The organism is Pseudorhodobacter sp. (genome assembly GCF_030452865.1).
Lineage (GTDB): Bacteria > Pseudomonadota > Alphaproteobacteria > Rhodobacterales > Rhodobacteraceae > Pseudorhodobacter.
In genome coordinates this window covers 1-2435 of the sequence record NZ_JAKDLJ010000484.1, presented here as the reverse complement: position 1 = coordinate 2435, position 2435 = coordinate 1, and the positions used below count along the sequence as shown (strand labels likewise).

The following is a 2435-nucleotide window of genomic DNA, read 5'->3' as shown; positions in this document are numbered from 1 at the left end:
GCGATACCGGGTCCAGGTATCGAGCCGATCGACATCTCCCAGGTTTGATCGAGCTGTTGCCATATGAAGCTGATCCGGTTTTACTGATGATCGCGCTGGTTCAAGGACAGGGCACACCCAGACCAGATCAAGGGGCAAGAAAAATCCTCGCTCCGTTTCACGGGAAGAACAGCGGAGCGCTGCCCAAAAAGCACAAAGCCCAGCTCTGCGGGCTGGGCTTTGTGCTGGGGTATTTCTTGGTGGCCAGGGACGGAATCGAACCGCCGACACGCGGATTTTCAATCCGCTGCTCTACCAACTGAGCTATCCGGGCGCACAAGCGGGGTATTAGGGTAGAGCGTTCGGGCTGTCCAGAGGGTTCGCGCAATAAATATGCACTCCGCATGTTTTACTTCCTTAGTGGCGTTTGGTCGCGCGGTGCAGCGTCGCCATCCTCATCCGTTATCGCTGCGGGGATAGCGTAAGACCCGCTCAGCCATTTTCCAAGGTCGATGTCGGCGCAACGGCGCGAGCAGAAGGGCCGGTATTTCGGGTCACTGTCCCGGGCGCAGATCGGACAGCTCATGTCAACACCTCCGCCAGTGCCAGTCGGTCGCGTTTGCGCACCAACTCGTAAAGGCCGAGCGTGGTCCAACCAACAAGGCTGGACTCCGCGGCCTCGCCTTTGAAGGCCGCGCGCAAAACCTGGTCAAGCACCGCGCGGTCGCGTTTCGGCATCGGCGCGAAGTCAATCACGATCTGCCCACCCAAGCCACGCAGCCGCAATTGGCGCGGGAGGTCGCGGGCAGCAGCGATATTCGCCTTCAGACCCGCCGCAGGGCTGGTATCGCTGCCGGTGTTCACGTCAACCGCCAGCACCGCGCGCGTGGGTTCCAGCATCATGTGACCAGCGCCTGGCAAATCGACGCGCGGGGTCACGAGCGCCTCGATCATCTCCAGCACGCCATGATCGGCAAAGCCGCCCTCGATCACCTCATCCGGTGCGGGATCGGCCCAATCGCGCCAAGCGGTTTCTTGCGCCAAGACGCCTTCGACCAGCAGTTCCGGGCCGCCCGAGAGATCGGCCAAAACGGCTTCGGCGAGGGTGCGCATGGCCGTGATGTCCTCGGCGACCGCCTCAGGCGACGCGCCCTCACAAGCGGATCGCAGAATCAGACCCAGAGATCCATCCACATCCGACATTGCGTCCGTGGCAAGTGCCGCCAGCACCGCGCGCACAGCTTCATCCTTGATCCGGCGGGAGATGTTGCACCCCGGTGCATCGGGCGTGACAATCGCATAGCGGCTTTTGAAGAGCAGGCGCGTGGTGACGGGGACAGCTTTTCCAGCCTCAGAAGGGCCAGTCACCTGCACCAACAGCCGCGCACCGGGGGCGACACCCGCTGTTTGGCGCAGAAAACCGGAGCCTCCGGGCAGCTTCACGAAAACTCCACCCTGGCCCTTCATCGGGCGGTCGGCCACGGCGCGGTAAATCGCACCCGGCAGGGCCATGTCAGTTTCAGGGTCAATCAGCAAGTCCTGCAACTGTCCGTCGACCAGCAAGGCGGCGGCAGGGCGGCCTTGCACGTTGTCCAGAAGAACCACACGGCCTTTCATGCCATTTCCTTCCACAGGGGATAGCCAGCGGTCGCCAGCATCGCGGCGGTTTCGGCAACAGGCAGGCCCATGATCGCAGTGAAGGAGCCTGATATCCACGGGATAAATGCCCCGGCAAGCCCCTGGATACCATATCCGCCGGCCTTGCCCTGCCAGTCATTGCTGGCAAGATAGGCGTTCAACTCCATATCCGACAGACGTTTCATTTTCACGGCAGAAACCACTTCGCGGGACCATATTTTGTCCCCCTTGCGAACCACCACCGCCGTAATGACCGAATGGCGACGGCCACCCAATGCCAAAAGGAACGCTGCCGCTTCGCCCGCATCGGCAGGTTTGCCCATGATCCGACGACCAAGGGCAACGGTGGTATCGGCGCAAAGCACGATGTCATCCGTCCCGGCGCAGACCGCCAACGCCTTTTCCCGCGCGATCCGGGCGCAATAGGGGCGCGGCAACTCCCCGCGTGCAGGGTCTTCGTTGATGTCGGGGGGCAGCACCGCATCCGGAACCACGCCAATTTGCGCCAGCAATTCGCGCCTGCGCGGACTGGCAGAACCGAGGATCAGCCGCATCGGCTTACTTGAAGCGATAGTTGATGCGGCCTTTCGACAGGTCATACGGCGTCATCTCGACCTGCACCTTGTCGCCTGCCAGCACACGGATACGGTTCTTGCGCATCTTGCCTGCCATTGTCGCGATCAGTTCATGGCCGTTCTCAAGTTCGACCTTGAATGTCGCATTGGGCAAGAGTTCCTTCACGACACCGGGGAATTCGAGAATGTCTTCTTTGGCCATGGTCACTCCAAAAGGATATAGCCCGCGAAAACGCAGGCCTT

The 2435-nt window shown here is 61.4% G+C and carries 4 protein-coding genes and 1 tRNA gene; all 5 read right to left on the bottom strand.

The genetic code is table 11. The features are described from left to right. Positions 1–237 precede the first annotated feature (237 nt). Positions 238–305 (bottom strand) — tRNA-Phe (locus tag L0H65_RS18410). A gap of 83 nt (positions 306–388) precedes the next feature. After that, positions 389–565, bottom strand: a complete 177-nt coding sequence (locus tag L0H65_RS18405) for a DNA gyrase inhibitor YacG (protein WP_301460661.1) — start codon at positions 563–565, stop codon at positions 389–391. Then, positions 562–1596 carry a ribonuclease E/G gene (locus tag L0H65_RS18400; protein WP_301460660.1) on the bottom strand — a complete coding sequence of 345 codons (1035 nt, stop codon included), beginning with the start codon at positions 1594–1596 and terminating at the stop codon, positions 562–564. The genes L0H65_RS18405 and L0H65_RS18400 overlap by 4 nt, the downstream gene beginning before the upstream one ends. Beyond that, positions 1593–2171 (bottom strand): nucleoside triphosphate pyrophosphatase, encoded by a 579-nt coding sequence (locus tag L0H65_RS18395; protein WP_301460659.1) that lies wholly within the window; start codon positions 2169–2171, stop codon positions 1593–1595. The genes L0H65_RS18400 and L0H65_RS18395 overlap by 4 nt, the downstream gene beginning before the upstream one ends. A gap of 4 nt (positions 2172–2175) precedes the next feature. After that, positions 2176–2394, bottom strand: coding sequence for a translation initiation factor IF-1 (gene infA / locus L0H65_RS18390; protein ID WP_050527196.1), 219 nt, complete (start codon positions 2392–2394; stop codon positions 2176–2178). Positions 2395–2435 lie beyond the last annotated feature (41 nt).